Source organism: Actinocorallia sp. B10E7 (assembly GCF_039871655.1).
GTDB lineage: Bacteria > Actinomycetota > Actinomycetes > Streptosporangiales > Streptosporangiaceae > Actinocorallia.
Map to the genome: position 1 here is coordinate 26135 of NZ_JBDPLZ010000005.1, position 23495 is coordinate 49629.

The following is a 23495-nucleotide window of genomic DNA, read 5'->3' on the forward strand; positions in this document are numbered from 1 at the left end:
GACAGAACGAGGCAGGGAGAGGACCATGGCGGAGACCGGAAGACTGTGGCCGAAGCTCGATCGCATCCCCCACCCCCCCAACCGCGTCCCGCTGCTGGGGGACCTGGTGGGCGCCACCCCCAAGACGCCCATGCAGGGGGCCATGACCTGGGCGCGCAGGCTCGGGCCCATCTACACGACCAAGGCACCGGGCTTCGAGATGGTGGTCGTCTCGGGAGCCGACCTGGTGGCCGAACTCGCGGACGAGGAACGGTTCACCAAGCACGTGGGCTTCGGCATCGACGCCTTCCGGCCGGTCACCGGGGACGGCCTGTTCACCGCCTTCAACGACGAACCCAACTGGCGGCTGGCCCACGACATCCTCACCCCCGCGTTCAGCCGGGAGGCGATGGAGCGCTACCACGGGGCGATGCTGACCACCGTCCACCGGCTGCTCGGCCACTGGGACGCCCGGTGCGGCGGGGAGCCCGTCGACGTGGTCGGCGACGCCACGAAGCTGGCCCTGGAGACCATCGGGCGGGCCGGATTCGGCTACGACTTCGGCTCCTTCTCCCGTTCCGACCTGCACCCGCTCGTCGCCGCGATGATGGAGACGCTGCAGTTCTCCATGAAGATGCCGCTGATGAAGCTGTTCGGCGGCAAGGAGAACGACAAGAAGATCAAGTACATGCACGACGTCGTCGACGAGGTCGTGCGCAGGCGCCGCGCGTCGGGCGACACGAGCGCGAACGACCTGCTGGGGGCGATGCTCAACTCCACGGACGCCGACGGCGAGAGCCTGGCGGCGGAGAACATCCGCTTCCAGATCCTGACGTTCCTCATCGCCGGCTACGGCACCTCCGCGGGCATGCTCTCCTTCGCCCTCCACTTCCTGGCCTCCCGCCCGGACGTGCTCAAGCAGGCCGTCGAGGAGGTCGACCAGGTGCTGGGCTCGGGCACCGAGCCCTCCTACGAGCAGGTCGTGAAGCTGCGCTACCTGCGCCGCGTCCTGGACGAGACGCTGCGGCTCTGGCCGCCGACGCCCGCGTTCCTGCGCGAGGCCAGGGAGGACACCGTGCTGGGCGGCGTCCACCCGATGAAGAAGGGCGCGTGGGCGGTGGTGCTCATCCCGATGCTGCACCGGGACCCCGTCTGGGGCGGCGACGTGGAGTCGTTCGACCCCGACCGGTTCCTGCCCGAGGCCAACCGGGCCCGGCCGCCGCACGCCTACAAGCCGTTCGGCACCGGGGCCAGGGCCTGCATCGGCCGTCAGTTCGCCCAGCACGAGGCGACCCTGGCGCTGGCCCTGATCCTGAGCCGGTACCGGCTCCAGGGCCTGCCCGGATACGAGCTGAGGATCCGTGAGGCGGGGTTCTTCATGCCCGACGGGTTCAGGCTCGCGCTGGAACGCCGTCCGTGAGCAGGGAACGCAGCCCGGCCAGCAGCGCCCGGCGGCCCGTCTCGTCGTAGAAGTGGCCGCCGGGCAGCGCCGCGGACCGGAATCCGCCGAGGGTGAGCCCGGCCCAGGCCAGGCAGCCCTCGGCGGTGACGTCCTGGTCGGCCTCGCCCCGGAACGCCGTGACAGGGCAGCCCAGCGGCGGCCCGGCGGCGTGCTCGTAGGTCTCCACCACGGCGAAGTCGGCGCGGATGGAGGGCAGGAAGTGCTCCAGCAGCTCCGGCTCGTCCAGCAGTTCGGGCGGGGTCGCGCCGTAGTGCCGCAGCTTGGCGATGAGCAGCTCGTCGGGCAGCCGGTGCAGGTCGCCCCGGTGCGACCCCAGATGAGGGGCCTCATGCCCGGAGACCACCAGGTGGGCGGGCTCCGGCAGCCTCCGCGCCCGCAGGGCCCGGACCAGCTCGTACCCCAGGAGCGCGCCCATGCTGTGTCCGAACACCACGTAGGGCCCGCGGGTGAGCGGGATCAGCGGGGGCAGGAGGTCGGCGACGACCGCTTCGGCGCCGCGGTGCGCCGGCTCGAACAGGCGGCTTTCCCGGCCCGGCGGCCGGGCCGCCCAGATCGCGACGTCACCGGGCAGGTCCCGAGGCCAGTCGTGGAAGGCGCTCGTCCCTCCGCCGGCGAACGGAAGGCAGACGAGGGTGATCCGGGGAGAGGGCACGGGCCGTATCTCGATCAGAGAGTCCATGCTCCGAGAGCAGTGGGTTGCGGTTAGCGCCCGGTTACGGACATCCCTCCTCCATAACCGTCGGCCAACCGGCCGCTTCTAGCGTTCGCGGCGTTCGTGAGTCGCTCCAGCGAGGAGGCAGCGCAGTGAACATCCGACCGAAGATCGTGGCCGTGAACGGGTCCATCCGCGACGGCAACACCGCGGAGGTCCTGCACGAGGTGGGCCTGATGGCGGCGAGGAGAGGCCTGGACTTCGAGGTCGTCGACGTCCGTGATCTGCGGATGCTGGGCACCGGCACCTGCGGAGACTGCAACTCCCGGACGTCGGCGTGCACCCGGGAGGACGACCTGCCCGCCGCCGTCCGCCGGCTCTCCGAGGCCGCGGGGGTCATCTTCGCCTCGCCGGTCCAGGGCTTCGGCATCTCCGGGCTGATGCAGACCTTCATCGAGCGCGCCGGGGTCTGCCACATGCGCTACGAGCGCCCGCTGACCAACAAGGTCGGCGGGGCGATCGCCGTCGCCCGCCGGTACAGCTCCACCGAGTCGTGGAGCCATCTGGTCGCCAACCTTCTGCTCAACCGGATGATCCTGGTCGGCAGCGGGTTCCCCGCGACCGTGCACGGGCTGCACCCGGGGGAGGCGGTCAAGGACGAGGAGGGCATGGCCAACGTCGAGCGCATGGTCGAGCGGATGATCGACATGATCGAGCTGCTGGCCGCGCACCGCGAGCTCACCGGACGCGACCCGCTGCCGGTCTCCGCGGCCAACGAACGGGCGGGGATCGCCTTCGAGACGCTGCGGGGACGTGGATGAGCGACTTCCTCCGGTCCCACGCGCGGGTCATGGACCGTTTCCAGGCCGGGACCCTCACCGAGGGGGAGCTGGACGGCTGGCGCGAGCACCGGCTGCGGGCGGTGCTCTCCCTGGTGGCGGACAGGTCTCCCTTCTACCGGAGGCGTCTGGCCGGATTCGACCTGGCGACCGTCCCCCTGGCGGAACTGCCGTTCACCACCAAGGCGGACCTGCGGGAAGCCGGATACGACATCCTGTCCGGCCCTCCGTCCGAGGCGATGGTCTTCTACGAGACCACCGGCACCACCGGCCCGCCGACCCCCTGTCCTCGCGGCCGCGCCGACGTCGTGTCGAGCAACGCCTCGGTCGTCGAGGCGTTCCGGCGGCAGATCGAGGCCCGTTTCGGCGGGCGCCGTCCGGTGGTCGGGCTGATGGGGCCGTCCGAGCTGTACGCGTTCGGCGACGTGTTCACCGCCGTCACCGACGCGCTGGGACTCTGCCATGTGAAGATCTGGCCGGAGTCCCCCAGGGTCGGGTTCGCCAAGGCGCTCCGGCTGATCGAGGAGCTGGGGGTCGAGGTCGTGGTGTGCGCGCCCGCGCTCTGCCTCAGCCTCGCCAAGGCGGCGCGGCACCACGGCCACCGGCTGGAGGACCTTCCGCTGAAGCTGTTCCTGGTGCTCGGCGAGATCTGCACTCCCGAGTTCGCCGCGAACGTCTCCTCGCTCTGGCCGGAGGCGACGGCGGCCCCGATCCTCTACGGCTCCCAGGAGGCGCTCTGCCTGGCCACCGGGGATCCCGGAGGCCGGCTCCGGCTCGCCGAGCCGAACTACGTCTTCGAGCTCGTCGACCCCGGGACCGGGCTCCCGGCGCGGGAGGAGGGGGAGCTGGTCGTGACCATGCTCTCCGACGGGATCAAGCCGCTGGTCCGCTACCGGACCGGGGACCTCGTGCGCATCGGCTCCGCCGAGGCTCCGGGGGGCGCGCCGGGCCGGACCGTGACGGTCGTGGGCAGAGCCGCCGACCGAATCCGGATCGGGGAGGCCGAGCTGTGGCCGTCGGACGTGGAGTCGGCCGTGCTCGGAGGGGTCCGCGGCTGCCACGGCTACCAGGTCGTGATCGGCTCCGACGCCGACGGCCGCGACCGGGTGCTGGTCCGCCTCGACCTGCTGGAGGACCCTCCCCGGGACGCGCTCGCCGCGCTGCGCGCCCTGGTCGGGCCCGCGGTCGAGGTGCGGCTGGAGCGGGAGCCGGAGCTGGACCCGGTGACCGCGACGGGGGCGTTCGTGAGCTGGAAGGCCGCCCGGATCCTGGACACCAGGACCCCGGCCGACGAGATCGTGCTGGCCGCCCGTCGGGCGGCACCCGGGCAGGTGATCACCACATGAGGCTCGAGGTGAGGACGGTCCGGCGCACGATCCCCGCGCCGGAGCCGCTGTCGGCCTTCCAGACCCTGGCGGCCCGGTACGGAGCGGACCAGGTGTGCCTGCTGGAGTCCGCCGCGGGCCCGGCGGACGACTGCTCCCAGCACCTCGTGGCGTTCGGGGAGGTCCTGGCCGTCTCGGTCACCCGGGGGCTCGTGGAGATCACCGGCGGCGAACCCCTGCGCGACCTGGTACTCGGCCGGACGGCCGGCCTGGTCGACGGGCTCTCCCGGCTGCGGGACGGCGTCTCGCCGTGGGATCTGGCCAGGTCGGTCCAGGAGTTGTTCGACGCCGAGACCGGCCCCCACGGATTCGACTTCGGTTTCGTCGGCTACTTCGGCTACGACACCGCCCGCTACCTGGAGAACCTCCCGTACCTCATCGAGCAGGAGCCCGACCTGCCGGAGGTGCATCTGGTGCTCTACCGGGGCCTGCTGCGCTGCCCGCTCGGCTCCGGCCGCGCCGAACTGCTGCTGCACGAGTCCGAGGCCTGGCCGGCCCGGGACGATCCCGGCCTGGCGGAGGCACTGGCGGCCGTACCGTCCGGGCATGCCGCATCCGCCGGGCGCGTCCGGGAGGCCGTCGGCGACACGACGCGCGACACCTACGTGGCCAACGTCGAGAAGTGCCTCGGCCACATCGCGGTCGGCGACATCTACCAGGTCGTCGTCGGCCATGAGCTGGCCTTCCGAAGCGAGGCCGATCCGGTGGACGTCTACCGGCGGCTCCGCGAGCGCAACCCCTCTCCTTACATGTACCTCGCCCCGCTGCCGGGGGGCAGGACGCTGGTGGGGGCGAGCCCGGAGCTCTTCGTCCGGGTCGAGGACGGCACGGCGGTGATGCGTCCGCTCGCCGGGACCCTGCAGGCCGGTCCCGACGACGAGACCGCCGCGGCGAGGCTGAGCTCGGACGAGAAGGAGATCGCCGAGCACGTCATGCTCGTCGACCTGTGCCGCAACGACATCAGCCGGATCTGCGCGACCGACACCCTGAACGTGCCGGAACTGCTGGCCGTCGAGCGGTACGGCCGGGTGCTGCACCTGGTCTCGACGGTCGCGGGAGAGGTGCTGCCGGGCAGGGACGGCTACGACGTGATCGCCGCCCTGTTCCCCGCGGGCACCATGACCGGGGCGCCGAAGATCCGGGCGATGGAGATCATCGAGCAGCTGGAGACGAGCCGGCGCGGCATGTACGCGGGCGCGCTCGGGCTCGTCGGCTTCGGCGGCTACCTGAACCTGGCGCTGTGCATCCGCACGCTCGTCCACGACGGCGTCCTCTACCGGACCCGCGCCTCGGCGGGGATCGTGGCGGACTCCGATCCGGGCCGCGAGTGGGCGGAGACCCTGGCCAAGGCGAGCGCCGCCCACTGGGCGGTCACCGGGAGGGAGCTGGCATGAGAGTGCTGGTCGTCGACGCGTTCGACAGTTTCGTCCACACCCTCTGCCAGTACCTGAGGTCGGCGGGGGTGGAGGCGTCCACGATCCGCAACGACGAGGTGTCGCCGGAGTACGTCCGGTCGGTCCGGCCGGACGCGCTCCTGCTCGGGCCGGGGCCGGGCCATCCGGCCGACGCCGGCTACGTGGAGCTCGTCCGGGAACTGGCCGGGCGGCTGCCGATCCTCGGAGTCTGCCTCGGGCACCAGGCGATAGGGCTGGCGTACGGCGCGCAGGTGGTCCCGGCGATGCACCTCGTGCACGGCAAGTCGAGCCAGATCAGCCACGACGGTACCGGGGTGCTGACCGGGCTCGGCGCCGACTTCCGCGCCACCCGCTACCACTCGCTGATCGTCGCGGACGGCTCGGTCCCCGACAGCCTGCGGATCACCGCGCGGTCCCGCGATGACGGCTACGTGATGGGGCTGCGCCATCACGGGCTGCCGGTCGAGTCGGTGCAGTTCCATCCCGAGAGCGTCGGCACGGAGAACGGACTCCTGATGATCGAGAACTTCGTCGAGCAGAGCAAGGGCTACCCGGCCTGGCGGGAGCGGGTCGAGGGGGCGGGACGGCACGTCCTGGAGGCCGTCAACGACACGGCCGCGCCGCTGCCGGAAGGCCACGTCCACGAACTGATCGAGCGGGTCTGCCGGGACACGCCGGACGCGCCCGCGGTGGTCCAGGGCGAGGAGGTGACGACCTTCGGCGAGCTGGACGCCCGGTGCGATCGGCTCGCCCGGCACCTCGCCGGCCTGGGCGTGCGCGACGGCTCCCCGGTGGGGGTGCTGCTGGAGCGCGGCACGGACGCCGTCGTCGCGCAGCTGGCGGTGTTCAAGGCGGGCGGCACCGTCGTGCTGCTCGACCCGCAGTATCCGCCGGACCGGCTGGCGTTCATGGTGCCCGACTCGTCGGCGGTGGCGGTCGTGACCTCCGACGCCTTCCGCGACCGGCTCCCCGAGGGCACTCCTGCGGTGCTGTCGGACTCCGAGGAGTGGGCGGACGGGCCGCCGCTCCCGCCCGTCAGCCGGATCACCGACGACTCCGTCAGCCACATCGCCTACACCTCCGGCTCGACGGGCAGGCCGAAGGCGGTGGCGCTCAGGCACGGCCCGTTCCGCAACACCGTGCACGCCATGCGGACCCAGTGCGGGATCGACCCCGGCTCCCGGGGCAGCTGGTCGTGCTCGCCGGGGGCGGGTCTGGTCGAGGTCGACTTCTTCCCCGTGCTCGCCGCGGGCGCCTGCCTGCACATCCCCGACCAGGAGACCGCGGCCTCGCCCGAGCTGCTGCGGGACTGGCTGGTGGCCGAGCGCATCACGCACACCCTCCAGCCCACGGCGATGGCCGAACGGTTGTGGCGGCTCGCCTGGCCTGAGGACACCGCGTTGAGGTCGATGCGGATCGCGGGCGAGCGGGTGCGGTCCTGGCCTCCGCCCGGCCTGCCGTTCACCGTGCTCAACGTCTACGGCTCGTCCGAGGCGAACGTGGTCGCCACCTGCGATCTGACGGCCCTGGCCGCGGGCCTCACCCCGCGGGAGCGGGAGACCCGCAGGCCGCCCATCGGCCGTCCGGTCGCCAACGTGCGCGTCTACGTGCTGGACGACGGCCTCGGCCTCGTGGAGCCCGGCGAGGTCGGGGAACTCCACGTCTCCGGGAGGAGCCTTTCCCTGGGCTACCTGAACCGGCCCGACGAGAACGAGGCGCGGTTCCGGCCCAACACCCTTCCCGAAGACCCCTATCCCGTTCTGTACCGGACCGGGGACCTCGCCCGGTATGACCGGGACGGACTGGTCGAGGTGGTCGGCCGCACCGACAGCGAGATCAAGATCCGCGGCTACCGGGTGCATCTCGGCGAGATCGAGAGCGTGCTGGCCGGGCGGCCGGGGGTCCGCCAGTGCGCCGTCCTCGCCAGGGACGACGGCGCGGGCGGGCTGCGGCTCGTGGCCTACGTCGAGCCGGACCCGGCGCGTCCCGTGCGGATCCCCGAGGTCAGGGCCGCCCTCGGCCGGGTCCTGCCGCCCTACATGCTGCCGTCGGCCTATGTGGTGATGGAGCTGCCGACCAGTCCGAACGGCAAGATCGACCGGGCGGCGCTGCCCGCTCCGTCCTCCTCCCGGCCCGAGCTGGAGGTGCCCTACCGGGCGCCGGGCACGGAGGCGGAGCGGGAGCTCGTCCGGCTCTGGGAGGAGGTGCTGGGGATCGAGGGGATCGGCGTCGACGACGACTTCCACCAGCTCGGCGGGGACTCGCTGCGCGCCACCCGGCTGCTGGCGGCGGTCCGGGCCAGGTTCGAAGGCGAGATCGGCATGTCCGACCTCTTCGGCGCGCCGAGCGTCGCCGGGCTCGCCGCCCTGGTGGAGGGACGGGGCGAGGTGGCGGGGGCCGACCCGGCGCTGCGCTACGCGCCGTTCCCGCTCACCCCCGCCCAGCGGGACCTGTGGGCCGCCGCGGGGTTCCGGCAGCCCGCCCCGGACGTCTACGAATGGCGGCTCGACTGGCTCGACGAGGAGCGGTTCCTCGAGGCCTGGCGGGCGGTGGCGGCCAGGCACGACGCCCTGCGCACGACGGTCAACCCCGACGGCACCCAGGTGGCGCACCGGGAGGCGGAGGCCCCCGACGTCATCGACCTCGGCGACGTCTCACCGGAGGAGGCGGAGCGGAGGCTGGCCGCGAGCCGGACCCTGCTGCGGGCCGAGGAACGCCCGCACCGGCTGCGCGTCGGCCTGCTGCCCGGCGGCGGGGCCTGCGTGCAGCTGGCGGTGCAGCCCCTCGTCGTGGACGCCGACAGCGTCCACCACGTGGTGCTGCCGGACCTGGCCGCCCACTACGAGGACCCGTCCTCGGCCCGGGTGCTCCCGTCCTTCACCTTCCGGGACCACGTGGGCGCCCTCCGGCCCGAACAGGCGGCGCCGGCACGTCGGGGCGCGGGCGTCGGGCACGGGGACCGGCTTGTCCACGCGTTCGCCGACCTGGGACCGAAGGCCTTCACCAGGCTCCTCGAGCGCACCGGATCCGAGACCGAGGACGTCCTGGCCGACGTGTTGCGCGCCGTGGCTCCGGAGGCGACGCTGCTCGTGCGGTCGAGCCGCCGCGCCCCGCATCTGGCCTTCCTGGCCGGGCACTTCTCCTACATCCGGACGCTTCGGGAGGGAAGCGGGGAGACGGTCCTGCTGACCGTTCAGACCGACGCCGCCGACGCGCCGTCCGCGCCGTCCGTCGTCGTCTCCAGCAGCCCGTTCGCGGACCTGGACGTCCGGGCCGTCCTCGGAGCGGACGGACTGCGCCTGCACGTCGCAGGAGACGACCCCGACCGGGTGAGGGCCCTCCTCGACGCCTACGCGGAGAGGCTCCGGGCCGTCGCGTCCTGAGAGAGCAAGAAGGAGAGCCGGTGGGGGCGACGCCCCCACCGGCTCTCGCCGTTTCCGAGCTCAGTCCTCCAGGTCCCGGAGGATCTCGCACATGGCCAGGACCCGGGCCGCGTCGTCCGGGTCGGCGAGCAGGGCCGCGGCGGTGTCCGCCACCGTCGGCCCGGTGAAGACGACCCGCAGCGACAGCTCCACCCCGAACAGCTCGCGCAGCCGGGCGATGACCCGGGTCGCGATCAGGGAGTTGCCGCCCAGCCGGAAGAAGTGGTCTCCCCGCCCCACGCTCTCCAGCCCCAGCAGTTCGCACCAGAGCAGAGCCACGATCTCCTCCACCGGGCCCTCGGGCGGGCCGCTCTGGACGTCCGGGGCGGCGGTCCCGGCCCGCTCTCCGAGCGCGAGGCGGTCGACCTTGCCGTTGCGGGTCAGGGGCAGCGCGTCCAGCACCTTCACGGTGGCCGGGACCATGTACGCGGGCAGCAGGCCGGCCAGACGGCCGCGGAGCTCCTCCGGGTCGGGGTCGTCGCCGGTGACGAAAGCGACCAGGCGCTGCCCCGCCGCGACCGCCACCGCCCGGTCCACCGAGGGGTGCCCGGCCAGCGCCGCCTCGATCTCGCCGAGTTCGATCCGGTGACCCTGGATCTTCACCTGGAAGTCGGTGCGCCCCAGGATCTCCAGCGAGCCGTCGGGGAGCAGACGGCCGAGGTCGCCGGTGGCGTAGGCGCGCGGCTCCAGACCCGGGACCGGGGAGAACCTCTCGGCGGTGCGCTCGGGGTCGCGCCAGTAGCCGCGGGCCAGGCCCACCTCGCTGGCGACGTACATCTCGCCGGGCACCCAGACGGGCCTGGGCCTGCCGCGGGAGTCCAGCACGTGGTAGCGCTGGTTGGTCATCGGCCGGCCGTAGGGGATGCTCGGCAGCGAGACGTCCTCGCCGTCCTCGCCGTCGAGGGGGTTGACGACCGACCACACGCAGGTCTCCGTCGGCCCGCCCGAGGCCACGACCAGCACCCCGGGGGCGAGAGCACGGAGCCGTCCGGGCAGATCGACGGGAATCCAGTCGCCGGCCAGGATCGCCGTGCGCAGCGAGGGCAGTCCGCCCGTCCCCTCCGCCTGCGCGACCAGAAGCTCCAGCAGCGCGGGCACCGAGTTCCAGAAGGTGACGCCCTCCGCGCGCACCAGGTCGGCCCAGTGCTCGGGGTCGGGATGGTCGGAGGGGGCCGGCATGACCGCGCATCCGCCGGCGGCGATGATGCCGAACACGTCGTACACCGAAAGGTCGAAGTGGAGGTCGGAGACGGCCAGGCAGCGGTCGTCCGGGCCGACGCCGAACCGCTCGTTGACGTCGTCGATGGTGTTGGCCGCGCCCCGGTGCTCGACCATCACGCCCTTGGGCCTGCCGGTGGAACCGGAGGTGTAGATGACGTAGGCGAGGTCGTCGGGGCGCTGCGCCGGGTCGAGGGGCGAGGGGTCGACGTCGTCGAAGTCGACGTCCACGCAGAGGCGGTGGACCCCTTCCGGCCAGTCCAGGGCGTCGTCGAGCACGGATTGGGTGAGCACGACGGAGACCTCGCCGTCCTCCAGCAGGAACCGGAGCCGTTCGGCCGGCACCGCCGGGTCGACCGGCAGGTAGGCCGCTCCGGAGGAGAGGACGCCGTGCGCGGCGACGATCTGCTCCCAGCCTTTGCGCATGACGATCGCGACGAGGCCACCGGGCTCGGCGCCGAGGTCGCGCAGCCGCCTGCCGACCTGGTTGACCCGCCGGTCGAGTTCGGCGTAGGTCAGGCGGACGTCGCCGCTGATGACGGCCGGTGCGGACGGCCGGACCCGGGCGTGCTCGCCGACCGGGGCGTGCAGCAGCCGGTCGGGTTCGGGCCCCGCCGTCGCGTTCATCGCGCGCATGAGCTCCCGCTGGTGCCCGGGGATGAGCGGGACGTACTCCAGCGCGAGGGTCTCCTCGTCGTCCACGAGCCGCTCCAGCAACCCGGTGAAGGCGCCGAACATGTCGGGGAGCACGCCGGGCGGGAAGACCTCGTCCACCGAGTCCCAGCTCAGCCGCAGCTCCCCGGCGACCTCGGCCACCTGCATGTCGAGCGTGACCTGGGGGGTTTGGGTGCTGGTGTACACGGCTTCGCCGAGCGCGGTGTGGAAGTGCCGCGGCGGCTGGCCCAGCAGGATCGTCGCGACCACCGGGAACGCGGCCCGGGAGGCCACACCCCGCCGGGTCGCCAGCTCCCGCATCACCTGGACGCCGCTGAAGTGCCGGTGCTCCAGGTCGGCCCACAGCCGTCCCTGCAGGGCTCTGGCCCGGTCGGCGAAGGTCCCGCCGGTCTCGGTGACGGCCAGCAGCGAGGTCGTGGTGAAGTCGCCGATGACCCGCTCGACGTCGGGGTGGATCGGCGCCCGGTCGAACAGCGGCACGTTGACGGTCAGCTCGTCCTCGGCGCTCCAGGCGCGCAGCACCTCGGCGAACGCCGTCAGCAGCAGCCCCGACGGCGTGACGGACAGCGCCGCGGCCCGCCCCTTCAGCACCGCCCAGCGTCCGGCGTCGAGGGAGAACTCGCGGCGGGTGAACCGGATCTTCTCCGGGACGGGCCCGGGAGCCTGGGGAAGCCGCGGAGCGGGTGGCAGGTCGTCGATCCGGTCGAGCCAGTAGCTCCGCGACGTCCGGTACTCCTCCGAGGTCCGCCGCCACTCCTCCAGGGCCAGCGCGTAGTCGCGGAACCGCAGTCCGGGCGGGGCGGGCTGCCGGTCGGGGTCGCAGTAGGCGGAGACCAGGTCGGGCACGAGGATCTGGAAGTAGCTCCAGGCGTCGATGATCAGCAGGTCGAGGCCGAGGTGCAGCCGCACCCGGCCGCCGGGCAGCAGGGTCACCCGGACGTCCCACAGGGGGAAGCGGTCGGCGGGGATCATCCGGTGGGCGAGCTCCTCCCGGAGTCCGGCGGCCCGCTCCTCGGCCTCCTCCTCGGGCAGCGCGCGCAGGTCCAGGACGGGGATGTCGTACTCGGGAGGGTCCTTCAGCACCTGCTGGAGCCCGTCGGGGAGGATGACCGTGCGCAGCGCGTCGTGCCGCCGCACCACCGTCCGCCAGGCCGCCTCGAACCGCGGCACGTCCAGGCCTTCGCCCTCCCACTCCCAGTAGCCGTGGCAGCCGACGCCGCCCAGCTCGACGGCGTCGCTCCTGCCGATCCAGTACGCCTGCTGGGTGTCGGTGAGGGGGAACGGCTCGAACCGTCCGGGCGACTCGGCCTCCGGGACGATCAGCTCGGGCCTCGGCCTGCCCGCCGGCCAGTGCACCCCGTCGAGCGGCCCGTCCACGACCGCGTGGGTGATCTTCCCGGCGAGCAGCCAGTCCCGCAGCCGCGCGGGCGTCGCCATGGCCGCCGCGTCGGCGACGTGGAGTTCCGCGCCCGCCATGAGGAACGCCGGCCAGAGGAGGGCGCCCGAAGAGCACGCCCAGCCGCCCCTCGCGGTCTCGTCGAGTCGGGCGGCGAGCTCGTCCAGGCCTTCGAAGGAGATCTCCCCTTCGGGGAGAAGGGAGAACTCCTCGACGTCCTCGAGGTCGGACGGGACGGGCAGCGCCCGGATCCGCAACACGGCCAGGACCGTAACCACGGCGTCGACGCTCGGCCGCCGGTCGACGGCCACCCGGTCGCCGGGGCGCGTCCCGCGCGTCCCCAGGTCCCGGGCGAGCCGCTCGACCCGGGCGTCGAGCTCCGCGTACGTCAGTGCCTCCCCCCGGCCGGTGACCGCCCTGCGGTCCGTGACCGGGAGTGTGATCTGAAGGGAGGGCGGGTCCAGCGGCACCAGGAGTTCGGTCATCGCGTTTCCTCTCGTCCGGCGCGGCCGATGAGCCGCGCCACCTCCTCGTCGGTGAGCCGTTCGATCAGGTCCAGCAGGTCGTCGGGGGCCTCCGCCGCCGAGATCCGCTCCGCCAGGGCGGCGATGGTGGGCCTGGTGAAGAAGGCGTCGAGGGGGATCTCCACCCCGTACAGGTCGGCGATCCGGGAGAGCACCCGGACGGCCAGCAGCGAGTGCCCGCCGAGGCTGAAGAAGTCGTCGTGGATCCCGACGCGGGTCCGGCCCAGCGACTCCTCCCAGCGGTCGGCCAGCCACCGCTCGACGGGGGTGCGCGGCGGGTCGTACCCTGCGTCGCCGCCTTCTTCCGGCAGCGGCCTGGCCGCCAGGGCGCGCCGGTCGGTCTTGCCCGCGGTGGTCAGCGGGAAGGAGTCCAGCTCGACGATCGTCCCGGGGACCATGTGGGCGGGCAGCGACGCCCTGAGCGCGGCGGTGAGCTCCCGCGCGGAGACCGGCGAGACGGCGCGCACGTAGGCGACGAGCCTCAGGTCGTCCTCGGCGCGCCGGTGGACGACCGCCGCGGCCTCCGCCACGGCCGGGTGCCGCAGCAGGCAGGCCTCGATCTCGCCCGGCTCGATCCGGAAGCCGCGGAGCTTCACCTGGTCGTCGGCGCGTCCGTGGTACCAGAACACGCCTTCCTCGTCGTACCGGACCAGGTCGCCGGTGCGGTAGAGGCGCAGGCCGCTCGCGTCCGTGATGAAGCGTTCGGCGGTCAGCTCGGGCAGGCCCGGGTAGCCGTCGGCGAGCCCGGCGCCGCCCAGGTAGAGCTCGCCGAGCGCGCCCGGCGGCACGGGGCGGAGCGCGCCGTCCAGGGCCAGCGCGGTCAGGTTCGGCAGCGGTCTGCCGATCGGGACGGGGCCGCCCTCCTCGACCCGGTGGGTCAGGGCCCAGACGGTGGCCTCGGTCGGCCCGAACAGGTTCCACACCTCGCCGGCGCGTTCGGCCAGTTCGGCCGCGAGCCGGGCGGACATGGCCTCCCCGCCGCACAGCGCCGCCCGGATCCGGCCGGGCCGCCAGCCCGCGTCGACCAGCATCCGGAAGGTGGCCGGGGTGCCGTGCAGGACGGTGACGTCCGCGGACTCGGCGAGCGAGAGGAGGGCCGCGCCGTCCCTGGCCTGGGAGCGCCGGGCGATCACGACCCGGGCGCCGACGGTCAGCGGGAGCAGCAGCTCGTCCAGGGAGATGTCGAAGGTGGGGCTGGTCAGGGCGATGAGGGCGTCGTCCGGGCGGACCAGGGGCGCCATCGCGCCCAGGAAGTTGCCCAGCGCCCGATGCCCGACCGCCACTCCCTTGGGCCGTCCGGTGGAGCCGGAGGTGTACATCAGGTAGGCGGTGCCGTCGGGGGACGGCCGGGGAGGGGCGGCGGGCCGCGACCTCTCCTCGAAGTGGAGTTCGCCGGACGTGCTGCCGGAGCGCAGCACCAGGTCGCAGCCGCTGTCGGCGAGGACGAAGTCGAGCCGCTCGGCCGGCAGCTCCGGGTCGAGGGGCAGGTAGACCGCGCCGGACTTGAACACGCCGAGCAGACCGGTGAGCTGCTCCAGCGTGTAGGGGGAGGCGACGGCGACGACGGATCCCGGGCCGCGGCCGAGGTCGCGGACGGCACGGGCGATCCGGTCCGCCTCCTCGTCGAGCTCCCGGTAGGTGAGGGTGCGGGTGCCGTCGACGACGGCGGGCCGGTCGGGGCCGGCGGCCACCCGCGCGGCGAACAGCGGCAGGAACCCCTCGGGGGCGGGGACCCGCGCGATGTCCCGCCAGCGGGCGAGGATCCGCTCGCTCTCCTCGGGCCCGAGCAGGCCGATGGCGCTGAGCGGCAGATCCGGGTCCGAGAGGAAGGCCCGCAGGATCGATACGTAGCCGTCGGCCAGGCGCCGCGCCGTCCGGTGGTCGTACAGGTCGGTGGCGTAGTCGAGGCGCGCCTGGAAGCCGCCGTCCGGGGTCTGGTCGACGTTCAGCTGGAGGTCCAGCCTGGCCGTCCCGTTCGGCAGGCCCCGGATCTCGACGGCGAGTCCGGGGACGAGTTCGCGGGGCGGGTCGGTGATGCCTCCCATGGCGAACAGGACCTGGTAGAGGGGGTTGCGGCCGGGGTCGCGGGCCCGGCCGAGCCCGCGCACCAGCTCGCCGAAGGGGAGTTCCTGGTGGGCCAGGCCGTCCAGGACCCTCGCGGACGTGCGGGCGAGCAGTCCGCTCACGGAGGGGTCGCCGGAGGCGTCGACGCGCAGCGGCAGGGTCGTGGAGAACGGGCCGATCAGCGGCTCCACCTCCGGGCGGACCCGGCCCGACAGGGCCGCTCCGAGCACGGAGTCCTCCTCACCGCCGAACTTCACCAGGAGCGTGTGCAGCGCGGCCAGCAGGACGACGAAGGAAGTGGTTCCGTGCGCGGCGGCGAACTCGGCGACCCCGTCGGGTACCGGGAACTCGACGCTGTCTCCCCGGAAGCCCTGCACGGGCGGCCGTGGCCGGAACGACGGCACGGCCGCCGCCGGGGCGTCGCCGAGGTGCTCCTTCCAGAATTCCAGTGCCTTCGCGGTGGGCCGTTCGCGCTGCCAGGCGCCGAAGTCGGCGTACTGGAGGGGCAGCGGGTCGAGCCGGCGGCCGGCGTACAGCTCCTTCAGTTCGGTGAGGAGCACGGACGCCGACCAGCCGTCGGCGACGGCGTGGTGGGCGATCCACACCAGCACGTGGTCGTCGTCGGACAGGCGCAGCAGCCGGGTGCGGACGACGGGGCCGGAGGCCAGATCGAACCGTTCGGCGGCCAGCGTGCGCGCCCTGCGCCAGAGGGCCTCCTCGTCCGGGACGTCCTCGACCTCCAGGGGGTCGGGGGAGGGTCCGGGCAGCTGCATCAGCCTGCCGTCCTCGGTGACGAGCCGCGACCGGAGCACCTCGTGCCGCCGGACGACCTGGTCGAGCGCCCCGTCCAGCGCCTTCACGTCCAGCGGTCCGCGCAGCCGGAACGCGAACGGCACGACGTAGGTGGCCTCCGCCGAGAGCCGGTCCAGGAACCAGAGCTGGTTCTGGGTGAACGACGCCTCGGCGGGCCCGCCTCCGCGCGCCACCGGACCCGTGTCGGCGGTGCCCCCCGCCTTGGCGTGGAGCGCCGCCCGTTCCTGCGGTGACATCTGCCGCCACCGCGTCATCGCCTTCTTCACCGGTCTCCTCCCAGCAGCCCGAGCACCACCCGGGCGACCTCCCGCGGCTGGTGCTTGCAGAAGTAGTGACCGCCCCCGGCGACGACCGAGAGCGAGGTGCCCGACCCGTACCGGCCCCAGTCGGTGAACCGCCGCTCGTACCCCTCGGTGGCCGGGTCGGCGTCGCCGACCAGGCAGTGCACGGGCCCCGCCAGACGCCTGGGGGGCGTGCCCGCCTCCGCGCGGTAGAGCCCGACCATCTCGGCGAGGTCGTGCCTGACCACCCGGAGGATGGCCTCGACGTCCTCGTCGGCGAGGGCTCCGTCGAACCCGCCGAGCCGCCGCATGTGGGCCAGCAGGTCGTCCTGGTCCCGTTCGGCGAGCATCCGCCAGGACGCCTCGGGGTCCTCGTCGGGCAGGGCCGCGCCCATGAAGACGGCGCTCACCCGGACCCCGAGGTCCTCCAGCGCCCGGCCGAGCAGCAGGGTCGCCGCGGTGCCGGCGCACTGCCCGTACAGGGCGACCGGCCCGGTGACACGGTCGCGCACCTCCTCGGCGCACCGGCGCATGGTCTCGTCGATCCCGGCGAGCGGCCGGGGGTCGGCCAGGTCGTGGCCCGGCAGGTCGACCGACCAGAGCGCGCAGGCCGGGCCGAGCGCGTCGGCCAGCGGCTGGTAGGCGACGGCGTTGCCGCCGCCGTACGGCACGCACACCAGGGTCAGCGGCGCGTCGGCGGACTCCGACAGCAGATGGAGGAGGGGTGGTCCGGCGGTGTGCTCGTCGTTCTCCAGATGGCCGGCGAGGGCGGCCACGGTGGGGTTCTTGAAGATCGTCATCACGGAGAGCCGCTCGTCCAGGAGCCGCGCGGCCCTGACCGCCTTGAACGAGTCGCCGCCCAGGGTGAAGAAGTCCGCGTTCCTGTCGATCTCGTCGAGGCCGAGCACCCGCCGCCAGGCCGCGGCCACACGCTCCTCCCCCGGCCCCTTCGGGGGGCTGTGGACGGGGGAGACCGGACGGTCGTCGCGGGCGGCGAGGGCCTTGCGGTCGACCTTGCCGTTGGGGCTCAGCGGCAGGGCGTCGAGCACGACCAGCCGGGACGGGACCATCGTCGGCGGAAGCGCCCGCCGGGCGTGCCGGTGCACCTCCTCCACGTCCAGGCCGGATCCGGCCACGAGGTAGCCGACCAGCCGCCGGTCGCCGGAGGCGTCGGTGTCGGCCACCACGACCGCCTCCGAGACCGCCTCGTGCCCGCGGAGCACCGCTTCGACCTCGCCCGGCTCGATCCGGACGCCGTTGACCTTGACCATGAAGTCCATCCGGCCGAGGAGTTCGATCACGCCGTCCGGCCGCCACCGCGCCCGGTCCCCGGTCCGGTAGAGCCGCAGGCCGCGCCACTGGATGAACTTCTCGGCGGTCAGCTCCGGCCGTCCCAGGTAGCCCAGGCCGACCCCGATCCCGCCGAGGTGCAGCTCACCGGGTACCCCGACGGGCACCGGCTCCCCCGCCGCGTCGAGGATGTAGGCGGTCTGGCCGGCCATCGGACGCCCGTACGGGAGGGACTTCCAGGACGGGTCCACATCGCCGACGGGGTAGACGATCGAGTGGATCGACGCCTCCGTGGCTCCGCCGAGCACGACGAAGAGCAGCCCGGGGGCCAGGGCCCGCAGCCGGTCCGGCATGGTCACCGGCACCCAGTCGCCGCCGAGGATCGCCAGGCGCAGCGTCTCGGGCCGCGCTTCCACGGACTGCTCGACCTGGTCGAGGAAGAGCTTCAGCAGCGCGGGCGCGGAGTTCCACACGGTGATGCCGTGCTCTTCGACCAGTTCGGCCCAGTGCGCGGGGTCGCGGGCCAGCTCGGGCTCGGGCAGGACGACGGTTCCGCCCGCGCCGGGAACGCCGAGCAGCTCGTACACCGACATGTCGAAGCTGGGGGACGACAGGGCGAGCACGCTGTCGCCCGGCCCGACGCCGAAGCTCCCGTTGAGGTCCAGGAGGTTGTTGACCACGCCCCGGTGGCGCAGGACGACCCCCTTGGGCTCGCCGGTGGAACCCGAGGTGTAGATGACGTAGCACCGGTCGTCCGGGCTCACCGCCACGCCGGGACGGGTCGCCGGGGCGTCCGCCGAGGCCGCCACGTCGGCTTCGGTGACCACGACGGGGGCGCCGGAGTCGGCGAGGATGTAGTCGATCCGGGTGGCGGGGTACTCGGGGTCGATCGGCACGAAAGCCGCCCCCGACTTGAGGACGGCGAGCACCGCCACCAGGTAGTCGACGCCGAGCGGCAGCTTGAGGGCCACGAGCGATCCGGCGGGCACGTCCAGGTGGCGGGCGAGCCGGTTGGACCTCTCCTCGAGCTCCCCGAAGGTGACCTCCCGCCCCGCGCCGACCATCGCGACGGCGTCACGCGGCTGCCGGTCGAACAGGTCGTGCAGGCAGAGTTCGGTGACCTCGGTGGCAGTGTCGTTCCAGGCGCGCAGGATGCGGTCGGCTTCCGCCTCGTCCAGCAGGGGAAGGGCGCGCACGGGGGTGTCCGGCGCGCGGACCGCGGCCTCGATCAGGACCCGGAGGCTCGACAGGAACCGGTCGACGGTCTCCGGGTCGAACAGGTCACGGCTGTACTGGACGTGGATGCGGGCCCCGCGGTCCCAGACGCGGGCGCTGGCCAGCAGGTCGTACTTGGCGGTGCCCGGGTCGAAGTCGTCGACCAGCGAGATGTCGGCTCCGGGCAGGGAGAGCGCGGCGTCCGGGGTGTTGTCCTGCTGGAACATCACCGACACCAGGGGCGGCCTGCTCGCGTCCCGGGCCGGGCGGAGGCGTTCCACGAGCAGGTCGAACGGGAGCTCGGCGTGCTCGTGATCGGCCAGGGTTCCCGCCTTCACCCGGGCCACCAGTTCGCGGAAGGTGGGGTCGCCGGAAACGTCGGTGCGCAGCACGAGGGTGTTGACGAAGAAGCCGATGACGCCCTCGGCCTCCGGCACGTCCCGTCCCGCCGAGGTCGTGCCGATCGCGATGTCGTTCTCGCCGGTGTACCGGGCCAGCAGCGCGGTGAACGCGGAGAGCAGCACCAGGAACGGGGACGCGCCGGTCTCGGACGCCAGCGCGCGCAGTTCCGCCACCAGGTCGGCGGGCAGCCAGAGCGCCGTCTCCCGCCCGGAGTGGCTGGGCAGGGGAGGGCGGGTGCGGTCGGAGGGCAGATCCAGCTCGACCATGCCGTCGAGCCGCTTCCGCCAGTAGTCGAGCAGGTCGCGCTCGACGTCCCCGGTCATCCGTTCGCGCTGCCACAACGTGTAGTCGGCGTAGCTGATCGGCTGTTCCGGCAGCCGCGGCGCGCGCCCCTCCCGCAGGGCGGTGTAGCACTCCTCCAGCTCCCGCACCAGGATGCCCATGGACCACTGGTCCGAGGTGATGTGGTGGATGTTGAGCTGGAGCAGGTGCTCGTCGTCGGAGAGGCTGATCAGGGTGGTCCGCAGGACCGGGCCCCGCACCAGGTCGAACGGGGTGTCGACCTCGGCGTGCAGCGCCGCGAAGGCCGCCTCCTCCCGCGCCTCGGGAGGCAGGTGGTTCACCCGGACCCGCCGGACGACCTCTTCGGGCACCTCGCCGACGACCTGGACGGGTTCCCCGTCCACCTCGGGGAAGACCGTGCGCAGCGCCGCGTGCCGCCCGATCAGCAGGCGGAGCGCCTCGGCGAGGAGACCGCCGTCCAGCTCGCCCCTGACCCGGTAGGTGACCGGCGCGCTGAAAGCCGTACCCCCGCCTCCCATCTCGTGCACGAACCACAACCGGCGCTGGGCGAAGGACAGCGGCTGCGGCCCCTCTCCCGCGCGGCGGACCGGCCGGCGGTCGTCCCTGCGCAACCTCGCGAGCAGCGCCTGGCGTTCCGGTGACAGCCGGGCGATGCGTTCCACCTTGGCTTCGGACATCGGCCACCTCTCCTTTGGGGCGGCACCGTGCCGACCCGCTCGGAAGCTAGGCCGACCAGGTCATCCGGCGGTTACGCCCGCCCGTAACCCTTCGCTAACCGCTCCGGCCAAAGGTCTCGGGCGGGAGGCTCTATGTATGACGCGATCGTGGTGGGCGCCCGGTGCGCGGGAGCCGGGACGGCCCTGCTCCTGGCCGGGGCGGGCCGCCGGGTGCTGGTCCTGGAAAGGGCGCGTCCCGGCACCGACAAGTTGTCGACCCTCTACATCCACTCTCCCGGGGTGGACCGGCTGCGCGCCTGGGGGGTCCTGGACGAGGTGGCCGCGAGCGGCGCGCCGCCGCTGAACCGGCAGAGGTACGAGGTCGCCGACGTGCGGCTGGAGGGGCCGGGCCCGGGCACCGCCTACGCCCCGCGCCGCCACGTGCTCGACACGATCCTGGCGACGGCGGCGCAGAAGGCCGGGGCCGAGGTCAGGCACGGCTGCACGGTCCTGGGCCTGCTGGAGGAGGACGGCAGGGTCACCGGGGTGCGGTACCGCACGCCCGGCGGGAAGACGACCGCCGACCGGTGCCGGCTGGTGGTCGGTGCGGACGGGATGCGCTCGACCGTGGCCCGGCTGGCGGGGGCCGAGGAGTACGCCGTCCATCCCCGGCTCACCTGCGCGTACTACACGTACTGGAGCGGGGTCGAGGCCGGGTTCGAGCAGTACCAGAGGGAAGGCCACTGGATCGGGGCGATCCCCACCAACGAGGGGCGGACGCTCGTCGCCGCGTACTTCCGGCAGCGGCACTTCGACGGGATCAGGGCCGACGCGGAGAACGCCTACCTGGACAACATCCGGACGACGGCGCCCGGCCTGGCCGAGCGGCTCCGCACGGCGTCCCGGGACGGCCGGATCTACGGCACCGGCGACCAGCGGAACTTCCTGCGCACGCCCGCCGGGCCCGGCTGGGTCCTGGTCGGCGACGCCGGCCACCACAAGGACTCGCTCACCGCGCGGGGCATCACCGACGCGTTCCTGCAGGCCGAGCTCCTCGCGGGCCCCGGCGCCCCGGACGACCCCGGCGCCGCGGCCAGGAGGTTCGCCCGGGAACGGGACGGGCTGCTGCTCGCCAACTACCGCTCGACGCTGGCCGTGGCCCGGCTGGACGTCGAACCCGAACGGCTCGAGCTCCTCCGGTCCGTCCAGGCGTCGGACGAGCTCACCGAGAAGTACTTCGCCGCGGCGGCCGGGAGCGTCACCGCGGGGGACCTGTTCGCGCACTTGGCATAGGAGGACAGCAGTGACCCAGGAGACCGTGCTCAGCGGAGACGCCGAGATGTACACCAAGCCGGTGCTGGCGATCTACGACCCGATCGCGCTCGGCATCGTCTGCCCCGTCGCCTGGCGCTGCTCGCGCCGGGTGATGCTCAACCACTACGACCGCAACGTCCGCGACCGGCACCTGGACCTCGGTCCCGGAAGCGGGTACTTCCTCGACCGGTGCAACTTCCCCTCGCCGCGGCCGTCCGTCACGCTGGTGGACCTGAACGAGCTGGTCCTGTCGACCGTCGCGGACAGGATCGCGCGGTACTCCCCCACGACCCTGGTCAGGGACGTGCTGCACCCGCTCGACCTCGGGGAGCGCCGGTTCAACTCGATCGCCGTCCAGAACGTCCTGCACTGCCTGCCGGGGACGCTGGAGGAGAAGGCGGTGGTGTTCGACCACCTCCTGCCCTACGCCGAGCCCGGCGCCCGCATCTTCGGCACCACCGTGATCGGCGACTCGCCCGACCAGCCCGCCCTCACCCGCTGGATGATGCGCTCCTACAACAAGGCCGGGTCGTTCCAGAACCTCCACGACCGGGTGGAGACCCTGGACGCCGAGCTCCGCAAGCGGTTCTCGGCGTCCAGGGTCTGGATGAAGGGCTCGATGGCCTTCTTCGAGATCGACGTCTGATCAGACCTTGACGGGCGCCTCGTCCCCGGCAGCCGGCGCGGCGGCCGGGGACTTCGCGCTGCGCAGAAGGAGGGCGACCACGAGCGAGCCGGCCACCAGGACCGCCCCGGCGATCAGGAAGGCGATCTGGTCGCCCCGGGTGGCCGCCTCGACCGTGTCGCCGCGGTCATGGGCGTAGGCCGTCGCGACGGTCACGATGGTGGCGAGGCCGAGGGCCTGGCCGAGCTGGAGCACGGTGGTGATGACGCCCGAGCCCAGGCCGGCGTCCTGGCCGGACACGTCGGTGAGCGCCGCGACCTGGGTGGCCGGGGTGGCGGCGCCGCCGCCGAGCCCGATCAGCAGCAGCGGCACCAGCAGGTCCACCGGGTAGCTGCCGTCCACCGGGATCCGGGTGAGCAGCAGCATGCCGATCCCGGCCAGGAGCAGCGCGCCCGAGATCAGCCAGCGCGGCCCGATCTTGGGGAGCAGGTTCATGGTGACGGTGAGGCCGACCATGAACGTGGCGATGAAGGGCAGCCAGGCCAGTCCGCTCTGCAGCGGGGTGAAGCCCAGGGTCCGCTGGACGTAGACGACGGTGAGGAAGAACATCGCGGCGGTCGAGCTGGACAGGAAGACCATCGCGACGTTGCCGGTGACGCGCACCCGGTGCCGGAAGAAACCGAGCGGGACGAGAGGGTTGGCGACCTTGGCCTGGAGCACGACGAACGCCGCGACCGCGGCCAGTCCGCCCAGCAGCGGACCGAGGACGTTCACGCTGGTGAACGAGTGCTCGGCGATCGACAGGACGCCCTGGATCACGGCGACCAGGCCGCCGGTGACCAGGATCGCGCTCGCCCAGTCGGGGCGGGCGCCGGAGGGCATCCGGCTCTCCCGCACCAGCCGCGGCACCATGGCGACGGAGAACAGGGCGAGCGGAACGTTCACGTAGAAGATCCAGTGCCAGCTGACCAGGTCGGTGAGGACCCCGCCGAGCAGGACCCCGGCGGTGGAGCCCAGACCCGCCAGGCCGCCCCAGATGCCGAACGCCTTGGCGCGTTCGGCGTCGTCGGAGAAGAGCAGGGCGACGAGGGACATCGCGGAGGGCACCGCCAGCGCCTCGCCGACGCCCTGGGCGAACCGGGCGGCGACCAGGACCTCGGCGCTCGGGGCGAGCGCGGCGGCCAGCGACGCCGCGGCGAAGAGCGTCGCGCCGGCCATGAAGACGGCGCGGCGCCCCGCCAGGTCGGCGAGGCGTCCGCCGAGCAGCAGGAGACCGCCCGCGGCGAGCAGGTAGCCGTTGACGACCCAGGTCAGGGCGCTCTGGTCGAGGTCGAGGTCCTCCTGGATGGAGGGCAGGGCGACGTTGACGATCGTCCCGTCGGTGAAGACGAGGAACTGGACCAGCGCCAGGACGGCGAGGGCCTTCCATCTGAGCGGATTGGGCGGGACTTCGGTCATGGATCTTCTCCCGGGAAGAGATGGGGGTCTCCGGCGCGGGATTCCGCGCCGGTCCAGCCGAGGTCACGCTAAAAGCAATTGAGGACGCACCTTGTCCGCGATTGCAC

Annotated in this window: 12 protein-coding genes; 7 read left to right on the forward strand and 5 right to left on the reverse strand. The window is 73.2% G+C overall.

The window, feature by feature from the left end:
* The first annotated feature begins 25 nt into the window (after positions 1-25).
* Positions 26-1399, forward strand: coding sequence for a cytochrome P450 (locus ABGB12_RS17885; RefSeq protein WP_347679267.1), 1374 nt, complete (start codon positions 26-28; stop codon positions 1397-1399).
* Here the strand turns inward: ABGB12_RS17885 and ABGB12_RS17890 are convergent.
* A complete protein-coding gene (locus ABGB12_RS17890) occupies positions 1371-2120 on the reverse strand; it encodes a thioesterase domain-containing protein (RefSeq protein WP_347679269.1) in 750 nt (249 codons plus the stop codon). The two genes, ABGB12_RS17885 and ABGB12_RS17890, sit on opposite strands and share 29 nt — an antisense overlap.
* A 125-nt stretch (positions 2121-2245) precedes the next feature.
* On the opposite strand from ABGB12_RS17890, the gene ABGB12_RS17895 reads away from it, so the two are divergent.
* Genes ABGB12_RS17895 through ABGB12_RS17910 form a run of 4 tightly spaced genes read left to right on the forward strand, consistent with a single transcriptional unit; the run spans position 2246 to position 9115 of the window.
* Positions 2246-2914 carry a flavodoxin family protein gene (locus ABGB12_RS17895; RefSeq protein ID WP_347679271.1) on the forward strand — a complete coding sequence of 223 codons (669 nt, stop codon included), beginning with the start codon at positions 2246-2248 and terminating at the stop codon, positions 2912-2914.
* Positions 2911-4278, forward strand: coding sequence for an AMP-binding protein (locus ABGB12_RS17900; protein WP_347679273.1), 1368 nt, complete (start codon positions 2911-2913; stop codon positions 4276-4278). Before ABGB12_RS17895 ends, ABGB12_RS17900 begins: the two co-directional genes overlap by 4 nt.
* Positions 4275-5711 carry an anthranilate synthase component I family protein gene (locus ABGB12_RS17905; RefSeq protein WP_347679274.1) on the forward strand — a complete coding sequence of 479 codons (1437 nt, stop codon included), beginning with the start codon at positions 4275-4277 and terminating at the stop codon, positions 5709-5711. The genes ABGB12_RS17900 and ABGB12_RS17905 overlap by 4 nt, the downstream gene beginning before the upstream one ends.
* Positions 5708-9115 carry an amino acid adenylation domain-containing protein gene (locus ABGB12_RS17910; protein ID WP_347679275.1) on the forward strand — a complete coding sequence of 1136 codons (3408 nt, stop codon included), beginning with the start codon at positions 5708-5710 and terminating at the stop codon, positions 9113-9115. Before ABGB12_RS17905 ends, ABGB12_RS17910 begins: the two co-directional genes overlap by 4 nt.
* A 60-nt stretch (positions 9116-9175) precedes the next feature.
* Here the strand turns inward: ABGB12_RS17910 and ABGB12_RS17915 are convergent, their stop codons facing one another.
* From ABGB12_RS17915 to ABGB12_RS17925, 3 genes are read right to left on the reverse strand one after another with little or no spacing between them, the layout of a single operon-like run.
* Entirely contained in the window at positions 9176-12928 is a 3753-nt protein-coding gene (locus ABGB12_RS17915; protein ID WP_347679277.1) for an amino acid adenylation domain-containing protein, read from the reverse strand.
* A complete protein-coding gene (locus ABGB12_RS17920) occupies positions 12925-16110 on the reverse strand; it encodes an amino acid adenylation domain-containing protein (protein ID WP_347679279.1) in 3186 nt (1061 codons plus the stop codon). Before ABGB12_RS17920 ends, ABGB12_RS17915 begins: the two co-directional genes overlap by 4 nt.
* The gene (locus ABGB12_RS17925) at positions 16107-20012 is read right to left on the reverse strand and encodes an amino acid adenylation domain-containing protein (protein WP_347679281.1); all 3906 of its coding nucleotides are present in this window, start codon (positions 20010-20012) and stop codon (positions 16107-16109) included. The genes ABGB12_RS17920 and ABGB12_RS17925 overlap by 4 nt, the downstream gene beginning before the upstream one ends.
* A gap of 132 nt (positions 20013-20144) precedes the next feature.
* Between ABGB12_RS17925 and ABGB12_RS17930 the strand changes: the two genes are divergently transcribed.
* Together ABGB12_RS17930 and ABGB12_RS17935 are read left to right on the forward strand one after the other, a co-directional pair.
* A complete protein-coding gene (locus ABGB12_RS17930) occupies positions 20145-21284 on the forward strand; it encodes an NAD(P)/FAD-dependent oxidoreductase (RefSeq protein ID WP_347679283.1) in 1140 nt (379 codons plus the stop codon).
* Between the two features lie 10 nt (positions 21285-21294).
* Entirely contained in the window at positions 21295-21951 is a 657-nt protein-coding gene (locus ABGB12_RS17935) for a class I SAM-dependent methyltransferase (protein WP_347679285.1), read from the forward strand.
* On the opposite strand, the gene ABGB12_RS17940 is transcribed toward ABGB12_RS17935, so the two are convergent.
* Positions 21952-23388 (reverse strand): MFS transporter, encoded by a 1437-nt coding sequence (locus ABGB12_RS17940; RefSeq protein ID WP_347679287.1) that lies wholly within the window; start codon positions 23386-23388, stop codon positions 21952-21954. It lies immediately after the preceding gene.
* Between the last annotated feature and the right edge of the window lie 107 nt (positions 23389-23495).

What these genes read in the sequence shown, in the direction of transcription:
- ABGB12_RS17885 (WP_347679267.1), top strand. Translation starts at nt 26, where the DNA reads ATGGCGGAGACCGGAAGACTGTGGCCGAAGCTCGATCGCATCCCCCAC.
- ABGB12_RS17890 (WP_347679269.1), bottom strand. Translation starts at nt 2,120, where the DNA reads ATGGACTCTCTGATCGAGATACGGCCCGTGCCCTCTCCCCGGATCACC.
- ABGB12_RS17900 (WP_347679273.1), top strand. Translation starts at nt 2,911, where the DNA reads ATGAGCGACTTCCTCCGGTCCCACGCGCGGGTCATGGACCGTTTCCAG.
- ABGB12_RS17905 (WP_347679274.1), top strand. Translation starts at nt 4,275, where the DNA reads ATGAGGCTCGAGGTGAGGACGGTCCGGCGCACGATCCCCGCGCCGGAG.
- ABGB12_RS17910 (WP_347679275.1), top strand. Translation starts at nt 5,708, where the DNA reads ATGAGAGTGCTGGTCGTCGACGCGTTCGACAGTTTCGTCCACACCCTC.
- ABGB12_RS17915 (WP_347679277.1), bottom strand. Translation starts at nt 12,928, where the DNA reads ATGACCGAACTCCTGGTGCCGCTGGACCCGCCCTCCCTTCAGATCACA.
- ABGB12_RS17925 (WP_347679281.1), bottom strand. Translation starts at nt 20,012, where the DNA reads ATGTCCGAAGCCAAGGTGGAACGCATCGCCCGGCTGTCACCGGAACGC.
- ABGB12_RS17930 (WP_347679283.1), top strand. Translation starts at nt 20,145, where the DNA reads ATGTATGACGCGATCGTGGTGGGCGCCCGGTGCGCGGGAGCCGGGACG.
- ABGB12_RS17940 (WP_347679287.1), bottom strand. Translation starts at nt 23,388, where the DNA reads ATGACCGAAGTCCCGCCCAATCCGCTCAGATGGAAGGCCCTCGCCGTC.